Below are 20,539 nucleotides of genomic sequence, written 5' to 3'. Positions count from 1 at the left end.
TCCAGACCACTTTCCTTTATGTTTAATTCAATTTATTAACAAATCCTTTTAATTCTTGAATTTCTAAAATTATATTCTGCTCTTGTTCTAAAATGGAGCCTTCGAGTTTCAAGATTTGATTTTCTAATTCTATAATTTTATTCTGTTTCTTTTTAGATTTGTTTAAATCATTAATTAACCATGCAAAGGCTATTAATTCAATAACAAGCAGAATAACTGTAAGTATAATTTGAGTATCCATATTAAATTTTTATTGAATAATTTTTTGTTAGATTCTTGTAAGAGTAATTTTCAAATTTCTGAAAATATATCGTATTTCTTATAGTCTATGATAAAAAAGATTTTACAATTAATTGCAACACTGTTGCAATTAATATATATTTGAAATCTTTTTAAAATTCTGATCATAATGAAATCAATAATCTATAAACCCGATAGTATTGGTTCTTTGGCAAGTTTACTCTGTTTAATACATTGTATTGCCACTCCATTTATTTTTATAACTCAAGCATGTTCAATGGCATGTTGTTCTGGAGCTCCAGTATGGTGGCAATCAATTGATTATATATTTATAATAATATCCTTTTTTGCAATTTTAAAATCCAATCAAACGTCATCAAATAAAATGATAAAAATTGCATTGTGGATAACATGGTTTTTATTTTTAATATTGATACTTAACAAAACTCTTGAATTAGTATACATAAATCAAAATGTCACCTATGTTACAGGTTTAGTTTTAGCTTTATTGCATTTGTTTAACCTCAAATATTGCCAATGTGAAAATGACAAATGTTGCACAAATTAATAATATAGGTAAAACATCATTTTATAAAAAAATGTGATTTTAAATTGTTTAAGACTATCGAAATTTTAATTCGAGATTCTTTGTACTGGCCAAATATCTTCATAGCCATTTTTCCATTTTTCTTTCTCTAATTCTTCATCATTTAAAAGGCAAGCGTCAAGTTCATTCTTTATTTGTTCTTCTTTCATATCCTGACCAATGAAAACAATTTCATTTTTCCTGTCACCAAATACTTTGTCCCACCCAGATTCTATATGATTTTGATTTTCAACAAATGCAGCAAATTGCATTCGGTCTCCGTACGGCATACTACTCCACCATACTCCGGCACTATCCGCCTTGAGCGATCCACCTGCTTGTCCCCAAACTAATGCTTGTTTAGGTCTAGAGGCAAGCCAAAACAATCCCTTGCTTCGAATAATATTTGTTGGAAATTTATATTCGATATAATTCCAAAATTTTTCTGGGTTAAATGGTTTTTTACTTCTGTACACAAAAGAACTTATTCCATATTCTTCAGTTTCAGGTGTATGATTTTCCTTATTTAGTTCCTCAATCCAACCTGCACTTTGTTCAGCTTCTTCAAAATTGAATAGTCCAGTATTTAAAATCTTAGATGTTTCAACTCTACTGTAGCTAGTCTCAATAATATGAGCTGAAGAGTTTAGCTTTTTAATAGCTGCTTTTAAAATACCAATATGTTCTTTAGATACCAAATCTGTTTTATTGAGAAGTATAACATTAGCAAACTCGATTTGATCAACAAGTAAATTGACGATGGTGCGATCATCACCTTCTATATCAGTGACCTTTCTATCGATTAATGTTTCAGGACTGCCAAAATCATTGAAGAAGTTGAAGGCATCGACTACTGTAACCATTGTATCAATATAACTAAACTTTGAAAGGTCGATATCGTTTTCTTCATCTACAAAAGAAAATGTTTGAGCTACAGGTACAGGTTCGCTAATTCCCGTACTTTCGATTAGTAAATAATCAAAGCGATTTTCTTTGGCTAAACGCTCAACTTCAATCATAAGATCTTCTCTTAGGGTACAGCAAATACACCCATTGCTCATCTCAACTAATTTCTCATCCGTCTTTGAAAGTGAATTTTCATTTTTTACAAGTTCAGCATCTATATTTACTTCGCTCATATCATTGACAATTACAGCGACTTTTAATTCTTCTTTGTTATGAAGAATATGGTTTAATAAAGTTGTTTTTCCTGAGCCTAGGAAGCCGCTTAGAACGGTAACTGGCAATTTATTTTCTGTAGATGTTATTGCTTGGGTCATTTAAAATATGTTTAAGAATTGTGATACTCAAAGTTTGCAAACTTAACAAAAAACGCAACATTGTTGCATTAAATAAAATTGTTTTATAGTACAATCCCAAAGTGATTAGTTAAAAGAATAATAGGGGAATTGATAGTTAAGACATTAATGGATTTGTGAAACAAAAAACAAAAAACGGAACCTTGTCTCAAATAGAGATAGGTTCCGTTATGTTAGCGTTCTTGGCCCTTAAAATATAAAACTCGTTCTAGCTTTTTTGGGCTGATTGTTTTATTTAGCTAGGGATTGTAGCGTTTTATACTACATCCTACTGCTTTTGTTTTTGCAACTTTTACTTCCTTATCGGCACTCATGTATTTTATGGCATCTTTTAAATAAAATTCTTTAACATCTGCTGACGACTCGTAATTATCATCAATAGCCCCTCTGTAAACCAATTTACTTTGAGAGTCAAATAAAAAAACATGTGGTGTGGTTTTAGCACCCAAAGCATTAGCAAGTTGACTTTTTTCATCTAATAAGTAATGATAGGAGTAGCCCATTTTTTTAGCATGTACCTGCATAGATTGGAAAGAATCCTCACGATCTCTTTTATTGTGATTTGAGTTTATATAAAGCATGTCAAAATCATACCTTCTACACATTTCTTCTATCATTTTATAACGATCTTCCCATGCGTCAACAAAGGGACAATTATTAGATGTAAAAATAATAATCAACCCTTTTTTTTCTAAATGCTGTGATATCCTTTGGTCTTGCCCATAAATGGATTTCATTTCGTAGTCTATAACTGATGTTGGAAATCTTTCACCAATCTCGAGAATGGGATAGTTTTGGCTAAATAAATTAGTATAGCTAAGGAATAATAAACTTGTTAAGATTATAATATTTTTCATAGTGTAAATTTACAAATATTTCTATAGAATTTTTTTTTTGAGTGATTTTAGTAAATCTCGATTCAAATTTAAGTAGTGATATTTGATTTTTTTTAAAAGTCTTAAATAAATACATCGTTTATGCTTTGATATATTATTCAATTTCGTAAAATTTGTAACTTATAAATAGCGTTATTAAAGCACTATATTATTATTAAACATATTTTTCAGCGAACAATGCTAAAATCCCAATCTATAAATTATTCTTACGACGGTGTATATCAATTTTCTTTTCCAGACATTCAATTACAAAAAGAAGAAGATTTATTAATACTGGGAGAGTCCGGTGTAGGTAAAACAACCTTGATTCAAATTTTAGCAGGCTTATTGAAGCCCACTTCAGGAACATTAGAATTTAATGGAACGAGTTATCATAATTTATCTTCCAAAGAGCTAGACCAATTTAGGGGCAAACATATAGGTATGGTGTTTCAAAGACCACATTTTGTGCGGAATATCAATATTTTAGATAACCTACTATTATCGCTGTATTTATCTGGAAACGTACAAGATGAAAAACGTGCTACTCAACTATTAGAGCAAATAGGCTTAGAGAATAAGCTTTATTGTAAGCCTGATGAATTAAGTATTGGCGAACAACAAAGAGCAGCTATCGCTTTAGCAGTGGTCAAAAATCCAGATTTAATTTTGGCTGATGAACCTACTTCAAGTTTGGACGATACGAATTGTGAAAAAATCACAAACCTACTTAAAGAGCAAGCCTCCACAACGAAAGCTCAACTAATAATCATTACCCATGACAATAGGTTGAAAAGTCAATTTAATAAATCCATTACATTATGAATATTAGGCGATTAGGTTGGCGAAATCTTTTAAGCAACCCTTTGAATACTGTACTTAGCCTGTTGCTAATGACTTTTGGAGTTGGTGTAATTTCATTGCTTTTACTGTTGAACAATCAAATAGAACAACAACTTCAATCTAATTTAAGAGGTATTGACATGGTGGTTGGAGCAAAAGGAAGTCCATTACAGCTTATTCTTTCCAGCATATACCATGTAGATAATCCCACTGGTAACATTCTCTATAAGGAAGCGAATAAACTTAATGAAAATCCATTGGTTGATTTTACTATTCCACTTTCTTTTGGAGATTCTTACAATGGATATCGAATAGTAGGAACTACACACCAGTACCCAGAATTATACGAAGTGAGCTTGAAAGATGGTAAATTATGGAGTAGAAGTCTAGAGGTTGTTCTTGGTAGTACGGTTGCAGAAATTCATCAATTACAAATCGGAGATACTTTTTACGGAACTCATGGTTTGGTAGAAGGGGGACATGTTCATGATGATTACGCCTATGAAGTGGTGGGAATACTTAACCCATCTTATTCTACATTAGATCAGCTTATATTAACCAATACTGAGAGTGTTTGGAGAGTTCATAATCACGAAACGATTGAAGATAATCATGATCATCATGATTGTGACCATGATCACGATCACGACCTCCAAAATTGTGACCATGAACATCACGATCACGACCACCAAAATTGTGATCATGAACATCATCCCGAACATAGTGAATTGGTTACTGAAAATTTTAGTATTCCAGACGATGCTATGATAACTGCTCTGTTAGTTAAGTTTAAAAGCCCAGTAGGCTTTATTCAGTTGCCAAGAAAAGTCAATGAAACAACCAACTTACAAGCTGCTGTACCTGCACTTGAAATAAGCCGATTAACATCATTGTTAGGTTTTGGTGTTCAAACTATAAATACTATTGCATTCATCATTATCATTGTATCGGGCTTAAGTATATTTATCAGTTTATACAATTCGCTGAAAAAAAGGCGTTATGAATTAGCCCTTATGCGAGTGCATGGAGCTACAAAATGGCAGTTAGTTAAGTTAGTCCTTCAAGAAGGATTGATATTATCTATTTTAGGAGCAATTTTTGGATTGTTAATCAGTCGAATAACGCTTTTCTCTATGTCTTTATTTGTTGAACATAAGTACGCCGTTAACTCCTTTCAGTTCAATTTAATTGCTGAAGAGTTATGGTTATTCCCAATAGCTTTGTTAATAGGCTTAGTGGCATCCTTGATGCCTACTATACATACATATAACATTAACATTCCTAAAACGCTTTCAAATGCATAGACTATTAATTTTAATCCTTAGTTTTTTTATAATTACTGCTTATTCTCAAACTGAGATAGACTGGGGAACATTAGCAGATGTTGAGTTTACTGATGTCTATATGGAAGAAGTAGATGAATATTTTTTGTATCCTCATTTTGGGTCGAGTGTTAGAGAATTGGCTGGTCAAGAAGTATTAATAAGAGGTTTTGTTTTGGCTATTGATCCTACAGATAATTATTACATTCTTTCAAAAGGTCCTTTTTCATCTTGTTTTTTCTGTGGTGTAGGTGGACCTGAAACCATTATTGAGCTAGAAATGAAGTCTAAAAAAGAGATTTTTATAATGGATGAAGTCGCCACTTTAAAAGGGACACTCAAACTTAACTCAGACGATATTTATCATTGTAATTACATCTTGCAAGATGCGGAGGTTTATTTAAGAGAATAAATATTTTTCACCCTTTTTTTCTTTGATAGACCTACCTTCATAATAACTTGAACTTATAAGTTCTTAAATTTCAAATTTGTATTAGTGAGTCCTTTGCTAATATATTTGCTCAATCTTTAATCTAAAAAAAAATTATGAAGAATTTATTTTTATCTCTTTTTATTTTACTTGGAATACATGCACAAGCACAAACAACATTATGTGAACAAACCTATACAACGGGTAATTATTATGTGTTTGAGGTAGCGATTCCAACAACAGGTAATGGTTTGCCTACCATGGCTCCATTATATGCTTATACTAACACAATACAAGATGTTTGGGAAGATAGTTGTTTTGGTGGTCCTTGTACTCATACTGTTTACAACGAGTATGGTGAAGACACAATTACAACCTGTATAGCTTACACCCTTACTGACTCGGAAGGTTATGTTGATACTCTTATGTGTTGCTTTTCACAATATTGGAGTTGGAATTCTGATTCATGGTTGCCTTTAGGTGGAGATGTTACTTCTACTTGGACATGTCCTCAAAATGCTATTGGCTGTTATGAAGTTTTTGACGGAAGTGGTGACTACGCTACTGAAGCAGAATGCATTGCTTCATGCGATTCTTCTGTAAACTGTAACGGTTCTATTGAAATTACAGAAGAAAATGGTCAACTTATAGCAAATGTATACGATGTGAATCTACCTGTGTCTTATGAATGGAGTAATTTAGAAAATACACAGACTATCACCCCTTCTGCTGATGGAGTATATACTTGTTACATTGTTGATGCTGATGGTTGTGATTATGTTACTACCTTCACTTATTTCAACTTCGATTTCTGTGATTCTACTTGGTACGATGCTGATTTCACAGAAGCTGATGGTCTTTGGGAAGTTACATTGTCAGGATACATTAATGAATCTCTAAACGATTTATCGGATACCGTAATACATAGTTTTACGGTTTCACCTTCAAATGATTTTATGTCACAATATGGCAGTGCTGGTTCTTATCCTCACTCTTGGTCTCCTGAGTTTGCTTTATCATTATCGACAGATGATACATTAACAATTTGTTGGTCTGCTGTAGTATATGCTGATGGATTAAATGCTTTTCCACAAGGCTATAGTGAAATGTGTAATATGGATGGTGAGCAAATGCTTTGTGATGTATGGTTTTGGGATGGTGAAGCTTGGGCTAGATCTACTTCAGGAACTTCTACTATTGGCGATTTGAATATGAATGATGCTAAATTACTAAAAGTCATTGATGCTTTAGGCAGAGTAGTTGATGAAAAATCGACAAATAAATTATTATTCTACATCTATGATAATGGTCTAATAGAGAAGAAATTCATTGTTGAATAGTGTAATTGATAAATTAATAACCCTAAAAAGCCCTCACAATAACTGTGAGGGCTTTATATTTTTGGAGTTTAATAAATGGTCTACTCTAACCTTTTGACCGATTGATAATAAGCCTCATTAGTCTTTAGGAGTTGTTGCAGTTGATTAAAGTTAATGTTGTCTATATAAATATTATTACGGTCAATATAAAAACGAATATCGTAAGTGTGCGAATAGCTATTTTGTATTGAAATATTAATGGAGTCTACAGCTTCTGGTGTTAAATTTTCTAACAAAACAGAAGAAATTTTTTTGTCAATTTTTTTTGAATTTGGGTAAATCAATTCAATCTTTTCATCATTCAGAAACTTAGAAATTTTAGCTACTGACAATCTATAATAATCATCTTCTTTTTCATTAATAAACATATAACCTCCCCAATTTTTAATTATCAGATTACTATCAATTTTTTTATTGTTAATAGATTGTGGTGAACAGACTACGGTATCTTTTTCAATAACGAAAGTTCCGACAAAATCAGGGTTAACAGCTGTTGCTGCTTTTAACATCTGTGGTTGGGGCTGTTTGAACCTTATTTTATTATTGTCTTGACAAGAATACAGAACAAATATTAAAAAAAATAAAAAATATCTCATACGTAAATATATGAAAATAGGAATGCCTTTAGTCGTTATCAATGTTAAATAAAGTTCTTTTCTTTGTGCTATGAGATATCAAACCTTTCAAGTAGATGCCTTTAGCAATAAAGTATTTGGTGGTAATCCTGCCTGTGTGGTTCCACTACTTGAGTGGTTGCCAGATAATGTGCTTTTGAAGATTGCACAAGAAAATGCAGTAGCAGAAACCGCCTTTTTTATTGACCAAGGTGAGTTTGTTCAATTGCGTTGGTTTACTCCTGACCTAGAAATAGATTTGTGTGGCCATGCTACTTTGGCTACTGCTTTTGTGATACACTCTTGTTTGGATTATCCATCAGATCAAATACATTTTAAAACGATGAGCGGTGATTTAACAGTTAATTATCGAGATAACTTTTATCATTTGGACTTCCCCTCTAGAAATCCTGAAAAGTCACAATTACCCAAGGAGATTAGTGAAGCCTTGAACATTCAGCCCAAATCAGTGTATAAATCAAGGGACTATATGCTGGTTTATGAAAATGAAGATGAAGTGAAAAACATAAAAATCGACAGACCAATTTTTGATAAAATTAACCTTGGTCATGGCGGGGTAATTGTAACAGCTAAGGGCAAAAAGGTAGATTTTGTTTCACGTTTTTTCACTCCTCAAGCGACCATACTTGAAGATCCAGTAACAGGTTCTGCACATTGTACACTTATTCCTTATTGGTCATCCAAACTGTCTAAGAAAAATCTTGTTGCTTTACAGCTTTCTGAAAGGGCAGGGGAGTTGTATTGTAAAGATTTAGATGAACGAGTTCTAATTGCTGGTCAAGCTGTGCTATATTCTAGTGGTTGGTTTACTATTTAAACGATAGGTATCGCCTTCATTCATTTCAAATTCATAATTCTTATATTTGTAAATCTCATTAAAACTCTTAACAATGACAAAATTATTTTATTTTACTCTAAGTCTTTTTATTTTAATAAGTGTTTCTTGTGAAAAATCCGAAGACATTACAACTGAAATTATCAGTAATGACGCTATTGAATTGCGTTCTGAACTTCAGCAGGAAGGATATATTGAAACTATTGTCGATTCTATAAACAAACAAGAGTGTTATTTTGAGGAATGGGATAAGACCGTTTTAACCCCCGTTTCTGGTTTGATAGAATTTCACGATTCGAACGACAATTGGGTTGCTTCTATAGATTTTGGTGATGGAAGTTGTGATCAATGGGCTGTTAAAACTTGGAGTGTTACGGTATTCCCTGAAAGTCCAGAGGGTGAAAATCAGTTCTCCGTTTTTGATTTTGTGAAAAAAGAAAAATAGAATTAAAATTAATCTCTATTATTTTTTATTTCAATCAAATTTAATCATTTGTAAAAACAAATTTTACCCTACTATTAATAGTTGTTGGCATGGTTTCAATATCTAAATCTCAGAGTATAGAATAGCCTGTATTTCAGCATATGGTACAACGATGAATTTTGACCAAATTGATGAAATTGTAACTTTCGATAATTCTGCTCCTTGGAACTTTTCGTCAGTAGTACCTAAATCTACTTACAGTATGTCTGTTCTACCAGTTGATTCATTCTCAATTGCAACAGATTATCCTAATGCAACTCATGTCCTCGTTTCTGAAAACGGAGAGTTTTTCTTAGCTTATAGTTCAGAGAGCCTAACATCTTATGGCAAGATTGGAACATCTACTGTTACTAATTACTCCACTCCATTAGTCTTAATGAATTATCCTTTTGACTCAAGTGTATCTCATAAAGATAGTGTGACTTCAACTTACAGAAAAGATAATTTGCCCTTACTCTATATTTACGATGACGGCTCTTTTGAGAAAAAGATTATTATCCATCTATTTGATTCTAGAAATTCGCAAGTTATTTTTTGGATAAGCCAATAAAAAATAACTTATTTTTGCACCTCTTTATTAAAATAGAGTTTTTAGATGATAAACAAAGCTTCAAATAATTGTTTAGGTAAACGCCTTAGTTTGATGAATCGCTATTTCAAAATTACGCAGTTTTACACTTTTGTTAAAAGCACGGCTTTTAAAGGTGGTATTATTGCTATCATTTTTGTTTTATTGTTGTTAGTTGTTGACTCTTTTATAGTTGATATTGGCTCTGTACTTACCAATTTAGTAGAGGTTTGTTCACCTTTGGTTATTTTTTCCATTTTTCTTGTTTCAGAATCTTTGTTGGGTTTGTTGCCTCCTGAAATTTTTATTGCTTGGGCATCAAAATCCGATTATTCAATTTTATTTTTATTCCTACTAGCTACCATTTCATATATAGGTGGAATCATCTCTTATTTTATAGGAAGCCGATTATTTTTAATTCCAGCTGTAAAAGATTACATAGAAGTAAAAATTGCCAAGCATATCGTCAACCTACGAAAATGGGGGGGCATTTTTGTTTTTCTGGGTGCAGTTTCCCCACTTCCACATTCAATTGTAAGTATGGCTTGTGGCTTGATCAAGTATAACTTCAAACACTACCTTTTGTGGTCCTTGTTCAGATATGTTCGTTTTTTGGTGTATGCCCTTGTTATTTTTCAGGTTTTTTAAAAAAAAATGAACGATTTCCATTGTTAACTAAGTGTTAATAAAACACTAATTTAAATATTATTTTTGCATAATTTATTTGAAAATAATCTAAACATTTAGGGAACTAACTAACTATTTAAATTAATGAATAATTCTAACGAATACGGTCAAGGTAGAAGTTGTGAAAAATATCAAACATCTGCCAAGATTATCTTTTACTTTTCTTTTATAATTTTTTTCGTTCTAATTCTATAATTAATATTCACCACTTGTGATTTAATTATATTACTATGGTTGTTTAATTAATAACAACCTTACTTCTGCTTTTAAGGTTTTGTGATTGTATTTCTAGAATATATACACCATTCTTTAAATCACCTTTTTGTATAATCAGTTTTTTCTGAGTTAGGTCATTATATTTTCTAACTATCCTTCCTCTTGAGTCTATGATGTTGATTTGTAATGTTTTGTAGTTAGATTTGGATAAATCTAATATTGCCTGATTTTTGAAGGGATTAGGGTAAAGAGAAATCATAATGTCTGCTGTTGGATTGTTTAAATCAACAGTATAATAAAAATAAATTTCATTGGTTAGTAAAGAGCAATTGTCACTATTGATTTCTAGTTGATAGTTACCATTGGATGGTTTTGTTAGTACGCTATCTGTTGAGTATGGGATACCATTTTGATACCACTGGTATGATATCTGATTAGTTGAAGAAATAATATTGGCATATATGCTGTTTTCATCGGTATAAATAGTTGCATCAATCAAGTTTTCACATTTTACAAAATGAGCTTTGAACTCTTGATAATCCTCCACACTTACAAAAAGATTGTTATCCTCTGAGATGATATTGTCAGCTAAATCTGACCAATGGGTAAATGAATAACCACTATCTGCAATTGCTGTAATACTAATTTCGCAGTTGTTAAAATAGATTCCATTCCATGGAAAACTATCAACTGAAATAGTATTTAAATTTATGCTTCCTGAGTTTGTTGGAAACACATCTAAGCTAATGTCATTCATTCCTTCCAAGTACAAGGTGTAGTCTAAAAATGATTGGGCAGTACTAACTCTTTCTCCATAATACTCTAGAATGTTATTGATGCTATTTTCCCATGCTGGTATAGAACTGATTGTACCATTTAAATTACCAGAGTTTTGCCATCTTTCTATATGTCTTGGCATTGCATCTTGCATGTCGTTTTTAATAATTTCAGTCTTATCTTGGGCACTTTCCAAAGAGAGAGAGGTGTTTATCAAATCAGCATATCTATTCGTAAATTGACATCTAAACTCTTCATTTTGCAATACTTTATTAAAAATTTGAGAATGTTGGTTAACATATGCAGGATTCATGGCATAAGCTAAATAGTTATCATAATAACTCTGCCCAAAATACCCTAAAGATCCATCCGTGTCGTATAAAACATAATTCCACTTTCCATCATCCGATTGAGGTCGCCACAGTTTTATGTTATTAGCTCCCCATGCTATACCCAACCAATCCATATTTTGAATAAAGGTCTGTATGATAAAATAGTCCATATAGTTATCTACATTCCAAATGGAAGAAAAAAGTTCATAAAATCCATTACTATTAGCGTTCTCATCCATTATTATCTGATAACTGTCTATAGCGTTTTCATCTGAACCGGCTAATACACTCCAAGCATTCATTAAATCAATGCTGTCGGAATTAAATCCGTAGTTATCTTCTATATAATGTTCATCAATTTTTTCTCTTATTCCATATACTCCCCAATATTCGCCATTTAAATAAGTAATACAGGGTTCGTAAGCCATATAATTGACATTAGTTTCACTAGCAATTCTTGAAATTATAGCATCTTGTATTTTGTCAGACCACGTATGTTGGCCACCATTTCTTAAGTTAAAATTATTATAACTTTCAATATGGTTTTTGGCAGGAATGACAGCTTCTTCTAATCTTCCTGTATATTTAGATTTAAAATCTAATCGAAATGATTTTTGTGGCTCTGCTCTTGACCATCCTCCATGAATTTCTAAGTCTAGACTTTCTTCTGCTTTTTTAGTCTTGTTACCATCGAAATATTCAATTCTAGAAAATTTTGACCAAGGTTGCCAAAAGTTACTACCATAATAGGGATAGTCTGGGCTAGGGTTAGGTCCAGAAACATATATTCCACTTTGTTCATTCCACAAGTTTTCTGGGTCGGTATGTATAGAAAAAACGGCTAATTCATGATTATCTTCTTCGAAAATGAATGTTCTGTCATTAAGTTTTGAAGGAAGATAGCCATAAGAAAACGACCTGAACGAAAAACTAGTGTTTGAATTGATATTAATTGGTTGAGTATAGGGTGTGTCATAAATTGTTGGTATGCTTCCATCTGTGGTATAGAATACATAAAAATTATCTTGATCTGAATCTGATATACTGATTGATTGTGGTTCAGAATACCATCCCGATTCCAAATCGATTATAGCTTCTTCAGTTATTCCTTGATAGCATAAGCTTTGTCCATTAAAATCATTGGGTGTGACATTATTAAAATAACACCATTGATTTGAGCCATCAGGAGATTTACCCATAGAAATTCCAAAATATAAATCACTATTGATATAAGTACTATCAATAATTTCATTTCCGTCATATAAGGCAATGGTTTCAGAAGGCGAAAGTTTAAAGTTTGTATGATAATAATCGTTTACACCATCGTTGAATTGTGTGTCTTTACCTGAAGAATAAAAGGTTATGATTGAATTGGGCATTAAATTCACATTAGGTAATTGCCATTTCTCAAGGTTGGCTAATTCATCAGTTAAAAAATAGCTAGAAAGGTTAATTTCTTGATTACTGCTGTTATATATTTCTATCCAATCAGTTTCTTGGTCATTTTCATCAAATATTCCTTTATGAGCTGAAAACTCATTTATGACTATTTGTGCAATAGAATTACTAGAAACTAAAATAAATAGTAATAAGAAAATACTTCGCATAATTAAATTTTAGAATCTTTGGCTTGCTCCAAACATAGGAATGACTGCCCCATCTGTAAATGAGGATATGACTAGTTGAAAGTCAAATGTTTTTGCACCAGCTCCATTTTTGGCGCTCACTCTATTTATTTTTCTGTAATACCTTAAACCAGGGCCGCCAAGTATGGTTGGTTCTTCATTGCCCATGTCCAAGAACCATGCTTCGAAAAGCAATGAGAATCTTCTCGATGTTCTTGTTACTCCACCAATATTAAGTGCTAATCTATCTATGGCGTCTTGTTCGCCACTTGATAAATTTTGTAAGTTATAACCTATACCTATTGATAAGTTATTTTCTTTGCTTCCAGTAGTTAGTACAGTATAAGGTAAATGTAATAATGAGTTATCATCTTCTCCTAAAAAATTAAATAAATCACCTACCCAAAAATATCCAAATGCTGTGTTTAAGTTCTCTTTTATTTCATGAGAATATTTCACGTTTAGGGAAGTAGGAATGCCAAATACTGTGGTTCCAAAACCAAAAGAAACGTTATCGGATAATCCATATTGCATTTGCCATAATAGCCAATAGGAGTGGCCAAAATACCCTTCACCTTCCTCAAGGCCATATGCAGAAGGAGAGAAGAAATAACGGGTGTCGTGCAAGTTGGGAAACCAATATTCACCATCTACAATGTTTTTATCATTAGCTTCATGAATTTGAGCAACCATTACTTGGGGTAAGTACACATCTTCATTAGATGAGTTTTTAATCCAAATATTTCCATCTTTTTTATATTCATATGTTCCAATTATTGTAGTTCCGTCTCTAAACTCAAAGATGTATTTTTGATTTTTCACTAGTTCTTGTAGGTTTTGAGCGAAAATCGAAGAACAGATTAAGGTAAAAATAATTATAATGAAAGATCTCATAATTTGTTAATAGGGAATATGATTCAAATATATGAATATTAAATTAGGTAGATTTTGAGTTAGCGAAGCATACTAACTTCTCCTTCAAAGAAATGTAATTTTCCTATCAGATCAATAACCTCAATTCTGTACGCATATACGCCATTTATGGCATTTTCACCATCCCATTGTGTGTTGATGTCGTTTGATGAAAAAACTATTTGTCCCCAACGGTTTAGTATGGAAATGGAAAAGCTGTCAATTCCATAACCTTTGCATAAAAATGAGTCATTAATATTGTCTCCGTCTGGAGTAAATGCATTAGGTATGAATAACTCAAATTCAGGATTAATAATGACTTTGTTACTTATACTGTCTTTGCATCCAAATTCGTTTTCTACATGTAGTGTTATTTCAAATATTCCAGCTTCCTGATATTCATGGTATGTATCCATTTCAAAAGAAAGATTAGAACTATCGCCAAATGACCATTCGTAGTAATTAGCAAACAATGATTGATCATTGACATAAACAGTTGGTTCAGATATAGATGTTTCTCTTGGGTATAAGCTAAATTTGGCTAGTGGTCGATTTTTTAAAATGAGGTTAAATTCTCCTGAGTTTTCACCCTCGCAAAAAGCATCTTTTAGATTCGTGATTTGATAAAACCCTAAACCTGAAATTGATATTGAATCCTCTCCAGAGGAAAGATTTGAAAAGCTAGAATACAGCTGATTATTTAAATTCAAATTATATGACAAGGGATTATTTCCAGATGAGGATATGTTCAAAGAAATACTACTATCTGGATAGCATAAAAATTCATCACTCGAAATAGTTACTCTAGGGATTTTATTCAAAATAAGTAATGAAGTGTCTGACCAATAACATCCCCCTAGCTGGCTTCTGAGATACAGTGTTATTTCCTGATTGTCTATGTCTTCACTACTATAAATGTATTCTGTAATAGATTGATCAGTATTCTCAAAAGTGCCTGATCCACTTGTACTCCATAGGTATGATGTAGCGTTTGAAGAATACCCTTCAACTTCTACAATTTCATTTTCGCAACCGAAAGTAGTATCTTCTAAAATATTAACGTTGGGTTCTTCAAAAAAGCTTATACTAACAGATGAGCTTGATTCACAACCGAATGAGTTTGTTTCGTGCCAAACAAATGTGTTGAGTCCAAAGAAATTATTTAAAACGTTTGTTGACGCTGAATTTGGCGATGCTAAATTAGCGTCTGTTGCTGACCAATATCCTAAGTTGCCATTATCATTGGCTTGTAGTTGATACTCTAATCCGCATACATTTTCATCTATTCCAGCATAGGGTATTGGATTAGGGTTAATTAAAACTTCTATAGTATCACTATCAAAACAATTAAAGTTGTTATTAGCCGTCACAATGTATTCATTAAGACCCACGTCTGGCACAAAAGAAACATTATTTTGTATGCCATTGTTCCATATGTAATTTATTCCGCCACTTCCGTTTAGAGTAACATTTTCTCCATAACATAATTCGATGTCATTACCAGCGAAGATAGTTGGTAGAGGGTATGTGTTTTGTGAAATTAAAGTGGGTGTACTTTGACAATTGTTTACAGATGTTTCTGTTACAAATACAGTTGTTGTTCCTAAGTTAGAAGGGATTTGATAGGTGTCCGATTGTATTATGAGTGATGTTAAGCTAGAATCGCTATACCATTGAATACTGGAGTTAAAATCAGAAGGTAAAATTGATATAGGAAGTGCTTGTTCTCCTATGCAGTAGTCGTAAGAAGTTATGGTATTGGGGTTGTTAGGAATTGGAAAAACTTCTACAATTTGTTGACTATAATTTGGACATGATGATAGGCTTCCTAATGTGTTATATTGTACTGTGTATATACTTTCTGGTGTTGTATTGCTAATCTCGCCGTTAGTACTGTCGATATATGCGCCATTGGGGTTAACACTTAATGAGAAATGACCTCCAGTAACTCCAGAAATTTCGGCAATATTATTTTCTCCAAAGCAAAAATCGTCAATTGTAAAAGAAGCATCATCATAGTCAAGAGCTTCTACATTTTGAGTTAGAGAGTCTGGACAAGCTCCATTAGTTTTATACATAACTTGATAGCTAATTCCTGTTGTAGTATTTGATAATTCGCCATTAACAGGATTTATTATAGCGCCATCGGTCGAGTTTAGTAGGGTAAATGTTCCGTTTTCTAATCCTGTGACTATAGCTGTGTTTGTAGAATCTTGGCAGAAATTTGAAATAGTAAAAGACGCATCATCTTTAGGAATAATAAAGAGATTAAGTGTGTCAGAACGAACTTCACATTCACCGATGTCACCAGTCAATATATAAGCGCCACTATCAATCAATGAAACACTTCCCAAGTCGTAATTGTTTCCGCTTGCACTAAATCCATTGGGTCCTTCCCATATATAATTAACATTAGGTAATGATTCACCGCTAAGAACAATAGATTCGCCATCACAATACGATTCTGACGATGTTGTGATTTCGTGTTTGAACGTATTAAAATTACTAAAGTAACCGTATCTGCTAGAGGATGTTCGACCCATGATTATACCAACATGAAAATAATCAGAGCTGTTTGTAATGTTAGAGTTTTGTAAAATCTGTACGAAAGTAGGATCGGAAATAGAAGCAAACTTCCATTCTCCACCAGTGTTGGGAACATTATTAAAATCAGAAGAAGTAATAAGGTTAGTATTTCCGTTAAATGAAAAATTACCTTCTCCACCTGATTTAACTAATAAATTTAGTTTGAAAAAGGGGTTGTCCCCTGAACGTATAAACGAAACGTCTTGAGAGCCAGTACAATTGATAGTCGGTAGGATAGCTCCACATACTTCAGAGCCATAGCCTGTCATGTGTAAGGCAATGACAGGTTTAGATGCAGAAAAATAGATGGAACTATTAGACAAGCTTAATTCATAAGTTTCGCCAGCATCAATATTATCAACAAGTGTTGTGCCAGAAAAAATATCTGTATTGTCTTCTGAAGCTGTAATATAAATTTTATCATCAGAATTTAATTGACCCTTAATAGCTATATACTCTTGCCCCATCTTATTGATAGGGATAATCTGATCGCCTAATAAGTCATAAGCCAAGCCCCCGTAATACGAGCTTCCTAAAATAGAATCATCGCTAACTGTAACAGAAATAGGTTTATTACTTGAAATGTATGTTCCGCTAGGTCGTAGATAGGATAACGTACTTGCAGATCGTAGCGAATAAGTCTGGCCTTTATTTAGATTTATGGTAAACTCTGTATTAGCAGGGTGGCCTACCAAACTTTTTGTTGGTGTAATTTGAATAACTGTATTATCTTCAGTAGCAACGATATCTATGCCAGCTTTACTTTCAGTATAATAGCTATTTACTAAGTCTTGAAATGGGGTGTAAAACTCTGTTCCTAAAGCGTTATTTCCTTTTAGAGAAAACAAATCAGGATTGTTAATAGAAGCCTCTTCGTAGTATGCAGTCACAGGTGTGGTGGAGCTGATATATAATCCGTAGTTAAGAACTGAATTAACAGGCTTGTTCTCAATCATATCTATCCAAGGGGTTAAATCTATGGATTGAGCATCATTTGCATTTAGATTTAATGATTGAGTAGGGAAGAGAGCATTAGCAGGTTGAGATATTGTTATGGTGGCAGGACTATCAAAAGAGGCAAAACGTAAGTATATAGGTCTATCATCATGCCCTTGCCATACTTCAGGAGCAACAAACCAAAAGGCAGTATCAATTTGTGCATTTGTTTTTAAAACAAATACATTAACAAAGATGAAAATAAAGAGAAAATACTTTTTCAAAAAAACTTGTTTAAGCTTAGTATGATTTTTACAAATTTACAAAATTCATCTTTATATATTAAACAAGATTATAAAAAACGATTTGATTTACTGCCTTTTAATTAATAATATTGATTAGTCAAAAAAATAAATAAATGAACACGATTAATAGTTTAGCAGAATACCATTCTGAATACAAGAGAAGTATAGAAGATCCTGAACGTTTTTGGGAAGGCATTGCAAACAGTTTTGAATGGAAAAAGAGGTGGGATAAAGTGCTGGATTGGAACTTTAACGAACCTAATGTAAAATGGTTTGAGGGAGGACAGTTAAATATAACCGAGAATTGTTTAGATAGACACCTGAACACTCTTGCTGATAAAGTGGCTTTTCATTGGGTGCCTAATGATATCAACCAAAAAGGAAAAGAAATTACCTATAAAGAGTTGTATTCAGAAGTCTGTAAATTTTCTAATGTTTTATTGAAAAATGGAGTCAAAAAGGGGGATCGTGTTTGTTTATACATGCCCATGGTTCCAGAGTTAGTGATTGCAGTATTGTCATGTGCACGAATAGGAGCTATACACTCTGTTGTATTTGCTGGTTTTTCAGCTCAGTCCTTGTCCGATAGGATTAACGACTGCAATTGTAATTTAGTGATTACAGCTGATGGTGCTTACAGAGGTGCAAAAACTATTGATTTAAAATCAATAGTAGATGAGAGTCTTGAAAGCTGTTCCTCTGTCGATAAGGTTATTGTTCTTGAGCGTACAAAGGGAGAAGTAGATATGAAAGAAGGTCGTGATTTGTGGTGGCATCAAGAAATGCAAGATGTTTCAGTCATTCACCATGCTGAGTCTATGAATTCAGAAGATACATTATTTATTCTCTATACTTCTGGTTCTACAGGTAAACCTAAAGGTGTAGTTCACTCTACGGCAGGTTATATGGTTTATGCGGAATACTCCTTTAGAAATGTATTTCAATATCAATCCAATGATATATTTTGGTGTACTGCTGATATTGGATGGATAACAGGTCATTCATATATTATATACGGTCCGCTTTTGGCTGGAGCTACAAGCGTTATGTTCGAAGGAGTGCCCACCTATCCTGATGCCGGAAGATTTTGGGATATTGTGGATAAATACAAGGTCAATATATTTTACACAGCACCGACAGCAATACGTGCTCTACAAGCAAAAGGCTTAGAATATGTAAAACCATACAAGTTAAATTCTTTAAAAGTTTTAGGAACAGTTGGAGAACCCATAAATGAAGAAGCTTGGCAATGGTATAATGAAGAAATAGGCAAGGGCAAGTGCCCTATTGTAGATACTTGGTGGCAAACGGAAACAGGTGGAATTCTCATTTCACCATTAGCTGGTATTACACCTTTAAAGCCTACCTATGCAACACTGCCATTACCTGGTGTTCAAGTCTGTTTAGTTGATTCAGAAGGAAATGAAATTGAAGAGAATGGAATTTCAGGAAACTTATGTATTAAATACCCATGGCCTTCAATGATAAGAACGACTTATGGAGATCATGAACGTTGCAGACAAGTGTATTTTTCTGCATATTCTGAAAAGTATTTTACTGGAGATGGATGTAAAAGAGATGAAGACGGTTACTTCCGAATAACAGGTAGGGTAGACGATGTTATTAATGTTTCAGGTCATAGAATAGGAACTGCTGAGGTAGAAGATGCTATAAACACTTCGGAAAAAGTAATTGAGTCAGCTGTTGTTGGTTTTCCTCATTCAATAAAGGGTCAAGGTATTTTTGCTTTTGTCATTCACGATAGTGTTGATATTGATAAAGAAAATTGTATTTCAGAAATTAGAGATCAAGTAAGCAAGGTTATAGGCCCTATTGCAAAACCTGATCAAATTCTTTTGGTTGATGGTTTGCCCAAAACACGATCAGGCAAAATTATGAGGAGAATTCTTAGGAAAATTGCCTCTGGCGAGTTTTCTAACATGGGCGATACAAGTACCTTACTTGACCCAAGTGTAGTTGAGCATATATGTCAATTGTATATGGATAAGAACTAATACTTTATTTAAGATTATAAAAAAAGCCCCAAGTTTTTAGCTTGAGGCTTTTTTATTATTGAGGACTAAATTTATTGTAGAATAATCTTTTTATTAATTCCACCATTTTGAGTCATTATCTCTAAGAAATAAACGCCTTTTGGCTGTGTATTCATATCAATAATTTGTGTGTATTGACCTACAAAGTCTGTTAATTCTTCGGTAAATACTTCCTTGCCAATCATGTTAACCACCTTAACAATCATCGTTTGAGTTTCCTCAGAAGTAAACGTAACGTTAAAGATGCCTCTTGATGGATTAGGATACACATCCAAGTTAGCCACAGTACTGTTCTCTAATCTCGCTCCGCCTAAAGTATATTCAACTGGCTGTGAGAAAATAGTTGCCCATGAAGTACCACTAGTACCACAAGCACCACGGATTCTCCAATAGTAATCCCCAGCAGTCAAACCAAACTTAGTCTTAGAGTTATCCGAACCAGCGATGTTGTTCCATGCCCATACTTGACCTGTAGTGACGTTAGTCAGCTCCAAGAAGTAATGGTCTGGAGCACCACTTTCTGGCGTATCCCAAGACATAGTAATCGCTGTCTGTGCACCGTTGGCACTAGTCGATAGGTTGGTTGGCATCTT

18 protein-coding genes are annotated in these 20,539 nt (G+C 33.0%); 10 read left to right on the top strand and 8 right to left on the bottom strand.

What is annotated here, in order from left to right; translation table 11 throughout:
- Positions 1-22: 22 nt before the first annotated feature.
- Complete coding sequence (locus P8I29_00090; protein ID MDG1916203.1) at positions 23-241, bottom strand: hypothetical protein; 219 nt, start codon at positions 239-241, stop codon at positions 23-25.
- A 168-nt stretch (positions 242-409) separates the two neighbouring features.
- Here P8I29_00090 and P8I29_00085 point away from each other — a divergent pair, with 168 nt between their 5' ends.
- Positions 410-808 carry a MerC domain-containing protein gene (locus P8I29_00085; GenBank protein MDG1916202.1) on the top strand — a complete coding sequence of 133 codons (399 nt, stop codon included), beginning with the start codon at positions 410-412 and terminating at the stop codon, positions 806-808.
- A 65-nt stretch (positions 809-873) separates the two neighbouring features.
- Here P8I29_00085 and P8I29_00080 read toward each other — a convergent pair whose 3' ends face one another.
- The gene (locus P8I29_00080; protein ID MDG1916201.1) at positions 874-2,106 is read right to left on the bottom strand and encodes a GTP-binding protein; all 1,233 of its coding nucleotides are present in this window, start codon (positions 2,104-2,106) and stop codon (positions 874-876) included.
- A gap of 278 nt (positions 2,107-2,384) precedes the next feature.
- Positions 2,385-3,002, bottom strand: coding sequence for a thioredoxin family protein (locus P8I29_00075; GenBank protein ID MDG1916200.1), 618 nt, complete (start codon positions 3,000-3,002; stop codon positions 2,385-2,387).
- Positions 3,003-3,218: 216 nt separating this feature from the next.
- Here P8I29_00075 and P8I29_00070 point away from each other — a divergent pair, with 216 nt between their 5' ends.
- The 4 genes from P8I29_00070 (at position 3,219) to P8I29_00055 (ending at position 6,955) form a co-directional block, all read left to right on the top strand.
- A complete protein-coding gene (locus P8I29_00070; GenBank protein MDG1916199.1) occupies positions 3,219-3,845 on the top strand; it encodes an ATP-binding cassette domain-containing protein in 627 nt (208 codons plus the stop codon).
- The gene (locus P8I29_00065; GenBank protein ID MDG1916198.1) at positions 3,842-5,167 is read left to right on the top strand and encodes an ABC transporter permease; all 1,326 of its coding nucleotides are present in this window, start codon (positions 3,842-3,844) and stop codon (positions 5,165-5,167) included. The genes P8I29_00070 and P8I29_00065 overlap by 4 nt, the downstream gene beginning before the upstream one ends.
- Complete coding sequence (locus P8I29_00060) at positions 5,160-5,597, top strand: hypothetical protein (protein MDG1916197.1); 438 nt, start codon at positions 5,160-5,162, stop codon at positions 5,595-5,597. The genes P8I29_00065 and P8I29_00060 overlap by 8 nt, the downstream gene beginning before the upstream one ends.
- Positions 5,598-5,731: 134 nt before the next feature.
- A complete protein-coding gene (locus P8I29_00055; GenBank protein MDG1916196.1) occupies positions 5,732-6,955 on the top strand; it encodes a hypothetical protein in 1,224 nt (407 codons plus the stop codon).
- Positions 6,956-7,035: 80 nt separating this feature from the next.
- Here the strand turns inward: P8I29_00055 and P8I29_00050 are convergent, their stop codons facing one another.
- A complete protein-coding gene (locus P8I29_00050) occupies positions 7,036-7,503 on the bottom strand; it encodes a hypothetical protein (protein MDG1916195.1) in 468 nt (155 codons plus the stop codon).
- A 157-nt stretch (positions 7,504-7,660) separates the two neighbouring features.
- Here P8I29_00050 and P8I29_00045 point away from each other — a divergent pair, with 157 nt between their 5' ends.
- The 4 genes from P8I29_00045 to P8I29_00030 all read left to right on the top strand — a co-directional run bounded on the left by P8I29_00045 (position 7,661) and on the right by P8I29_00030 (position 10,164).
- The gene (locus P8I29_00045) at positions 7,661-8,446 is read left to right on the top strand and encodes a PhzF family phenazine biosynthesis protein (GenBank protein ID MDG1916194.1); all 786 of its coding nucleotides are present in this window, start codon (positions 7,661-7,663) and stop codon (positions 8,444-8,446) included.
- A 73-nt stretch (positions 8,447-8,519) separates the two neighbouring features.
- A complete protein-coding gene (locus P8I29_00040; protein ID MDG1916193.1) occupies positions 8,520-8,909 on the top strand; it encodes a hypothetical protein in 390 nt (129 codons plus the stop codon).
- A gap of 151 nt (positions 8,910-9,060) precedes the next feature.
- Positions 9,061-9,498 (top strand): hypothetical protein, encoded by a 438-nt coding sequence (locus P8I29_00035; GenBank protein MDG1916192.1) that lies wholly within the window; start codon positions 9,061-9,063, stop codon positions 9,496-9,498.
- Between the two features lie 45 nt (positions 9,499-9,543).
- Positions 9,544-10,164 carry a VTT domain-containing protein gene (locus P8I29_00030; protein MDG1916191.1) on the top strand — a complete coding sequence of 207 codons (621 nt, stop codon included), beginning with the start codon at positions 9,544-9,546 and terminating at the stop codon, positions 10,162-10,164.
- Between the two features lie 277 nt (positions 10,165-10,441).
- Here the strand turns inward: P8I29_00030 and P8I29_00025 are convergent, their stop codons facing one another.
- From P8I29_00025 to P8I29_00015, 3 genes are read right to left on the bottom strand one after another with little or no spacing between them, the layout of a single operon-like run.
- Positions 10,442-13,135, bottom strand: a complete 2,694-nt coding sequence (locus P8I29_00025) for a CotH kinase family protein (GenBank protein ID MDG1916190.1) — start codon at positions 13,133-13,135, stop codon at positions 10,442-10,444.
- Positions 13,136-13,144: 9 nt separating this feature from the next.
- Positions 13,145-14,047, bottom strand: a complete 903-nt coding sequence (locus P8I29_00020) for a hypothetical protein (GenBank protein MDG1916189.1) — start codon at positions 14,045-14,047, stop codon at positions 13,145-13,147.
- A gap of 59 nt (positions 14,048-14,106) precedes the next feature.
- Complete coding sequence (locus P8I29_00015; GenBank protein MDG1916188.1) at positions 14,107-17,871, bottom strand: gliding motility-associated C-terminal domain-containing protein; 3,765 nt, start codon at positions 17,869-17,871, stop codon at positions 14,107-14,109.
- Positions 17,872-18,005: 134 nt separating this feature from the next.
- Here P8I29_00015 and acs point away from each other — a divergent pair, with 134 nt between their 5' ends.
- Positions 18,006-19,907 carry an acetate--CoA ligase gene (acs, locus tag P8I29_00010; protein MDG1916187.1) on the top strand — a complete coding sequence of 634 codons (1,902 nt, stop codon included), beginning with the start codon at positions 18,006-18,008 and terminating at the stop codon, positions 19,905-19,907.
- A 71-nt stretch (positions 19,908-19,978) separates the two neighbouring features.
- On the opposite strand, the gene P8I29_00005 is transcribed toward acs, so the two are convergent.
- Positions 19,979-20,539: T9SS type A sorting domain-containing protein (locus P8I29_00005; GenBank protein ID MDG1916186.1), on the bottom strand; the 561-nt coding region annotated here is incomplete at its 5' end.

The organism is Flavobacteriales bacterium (assembly GCA_029248105.1).
Classification (GTDB): domain Bacteria; phylum Bacteroidota; class Bacteroidia; order Flavobacteriales; family UBA7312; genus UBA8444.
The sequence above is the reverse complement of the archived record's forward strand: the minus strand, read 5'-3'. Positions and strand labels throughout refer to the sequence as shown.

Coding starts and splice junctions, on each gene's coding strand:
- P8I29_00035 (MDG1916192.1), top strand. CDS start 9,061: ATGAATTTTGACCAAATTGATGAAATTGTAACTTTCGATAATTCTGCT.
- P8I29_00025 (MDG1916190.1), bottom strand. CDS start 13,135: ATGCGAAGTATTTTCTTATTACTATTTATTTTAGTTTCTAGTAATTCT.
- P8I29_00085 (MDG1916202.1), top strand. CDS start 410: ATGAAATCAATAATCTATAAACCCGATAGTATTGGTTCTTTGGCAAGT.
- acs (MDG1916187.1), top strand. CDS start 18,006: ATGAACACGATTAATAGTTTAGCAGAATACCATTCTGAATACAAGAGA.
- P8I29_00045 (MDG1916194.1), top strand. CDS start 7,661: ATGAGATATCAAACCTTTCAAGTAGATGCCTTTAGCAATAAAGTATTT.
- P8I29_00075 (MDG1916200.1), bottom strand. CDS start 3,002: ATGAAAAATATTATAATCTTAACAAGTTTATTATTCCTTAGCTATACT.
- P8I29_00070 (MDG1916199.1), top strand. CDS start 3,219: ATGCTAAAATCCCAATCTATAAATTATTCTTACGACGGTGTATATCAA.
- P8I29_00090 (MDG1916203.1), bottom strand. CDS start 241: ATGGATACTCAAATTATACTTACAGTTATTCTGCTTGTTATTGAATTA.
- P8I29_00030 (MDG1916191.1), top strand. CDS start 9,544: ATGATAAACAAAGCTTCAAATAATTGTTTAGGTAAACGCCTTAGTTTG.
- P8I29_00060 (MDG1916197.1), top strand. CDS start 5,160: ATGCATAGACTATTAATTTTAATCCTTAGTTTTTTTATAATTACTGCT.
- P8I29_00055 (MDG1916196.1), top strand. CDS start 5,732: ATGAAGAATTTATTTTTATCTCTTTTTATTTTACTTGGAATACATGCA.
- P8I29_00040 (MDG1916193.1), top strand. CDS start 8,520: ATGACAAAATTATTTTATTTTACTCTAAGTCTTTTTATTTTAATAAGT.
- P8I29_00080 (MDG1916201.1), bottom strand. CDS start 2,106: ATGACCCAAGCAATAACATCTACAGAAAATAAATTGCCAGTTACCGTT.
- P8I29_00020 (MDG1916189.1), bottom strand. CDS start 14,047: ATGAGATCTTTCATTATAATTATTTTTACCTTAATCTGTTCTTCGATT.
- P8I29_00050 (MDG1916195.1), bottom strand. CDS start 7,503: ATGTTAAAAGCAGCAACAGCTGTTAACCCTGATTTTGTCGGAACTTTC.
- P8I29_00065 (MDG1916198.1), top strand. CDS start 3,842: ATGAATATTAGGCGATTAGGTTGGCGAAATCTTTTAAGCAACCCTTTG.